Annotated in this window: 1 protein-coding gene; it reads left to right on the top strand. The window is 62.4% G+C overall.

Translation table 11 applies throughout. The features are described 5' to 3' along the window. Positions 1-661 (top strand): IS3 family transposase (locus ABD120_RS07135; RefSeq protein WP_343948912.1); only part of this gene is annotated, 661 nt, incomplete at its 5' end. Positions 662-703: the final 42 nt, after the last annotated feature.

Raw genomic sequence — 703 nt, 5'->3', positions numbered from 1 at the left:
CGCTCGCTGCACGGTGGCACGGCTGATGAAGGACATGGGCATTCAAGGCATTATCCGGGGCAAGCCGCACAAGACGACGATCCCTGACAAGAAGCAGCCATGCCCGCTGGACAAGGTGAACCGCCAGTTCCGCGTGCCTGCGCCGAACATGCTGTGGGTCAGCGATTTCACCTATGTTGCCACCTGGAAGGGGTTTGTTTATGTCGCTTTCGTCATCGACGCTTATGCCCGCAAGATTGTCGGCTGGCGGGTCAGCACCTCGGCGTATGCCGGGTTCGTCCTTGATGCCCTCGAACAGGCGGTCCATGACCGCCGCCCGGTCAAGGGCATGGGGCTGGTTCACCACAGCGACCGCGGCAGCCAGTATCTGTCGATCAAATACACTGAACGGCTGGCCGAGGCGGGCATCGAGCCTTCGGTTGGCAGCGTCGGTGACAGCTACGACAACGCGCTGGCCGAGACGATCAACGGGCTCTTCAAGGCCGAGGTCATCCACCGTCGGGGGCCCTGGCGCAGCTTCGAGGCCGTGGAATACGCAACCCTCGAATGGGTGGCCTGGTTCAACAACCGCCGCCTGCTCGAGCCGATCGGGAACATCCCGCCCGCCGAAGCCGAGGCAAACTTCTACGCGGCTCTGGAAACTGAAGCCATGGCCGCGTAACTAAACCAAATCAGCCTCCGGCAAACCCGGCGCGGTTCAGAG

It is taken from the genome of Nonomuraea longicatena (genome assembly GCF_039525605.1).
Classification (GTDB): Bacteria; Actinomycetota; Actinomycetes; order Streptosporangiales; family Streptosporangiaceae; genus Nonomuraea; species Nonomuraea longicatena.
This window is presented reverse-complemented; position numbering and strand designations above follow the sequence as displayed.